The organism is Salifodinibacter halophilus, from assembly GCA_012999515.1.
GTDB lineage: Bacteria > Pseudomonadota > Gammaproteobacteria > Nevskiales > Salinisphaeraceae > Salifodinibacter > Salifodinibacter halophilus.
Genome location: JABEEB010000620.1, coordinates 1 through 242, shown reverse-complemented (window position 1 = coordinate 242; position 242 = coordinate 1). Strand labels below are relative to the sequence as shown.

The 242-nt window shown below is 76.4% G+C and carries 1 protein-coding gene; it reads left to right on the top strand.

Annotated elements, in window-relative coordinates; translation table 11 throughout:
- Window positions 1-162: 2,3-bisphosphoglycerate-independent phosphoglycerate mutase (locus HKX41_13065; protein ID NNC25064.1), on the top strand; the 162-nt coding region annotated here is incomplete at its 5' end.
- Between the last annotated feature and the right edge of the window lie 80 nt (window positions 163-242).

Sequence of the window (242 nt, the reverse complement as noted above, 5' to 3'; positions counted from 1 at the left end):
ACCGCGCACACCGTCGGCCCGGTGCCGCTGGTGTACATCGGTCCGCGCAAGGCGAGCCTGCGCGCCGGCGGTGCGCTGCGCGACGTCGCGCCGACCATCCTGGATCTGCTCGGGCTGCCGCAGCCCGAGGAGATGACCGGCCGCAGCCTGCTGGAGGGCTGATGCGCACCGCCTGCGCGTGGTTGCTGGTGCTGTTGGCGGCCCTGCCGCCGGCCTTGCCGCAGGCGCGCGCGGCGGCGCAG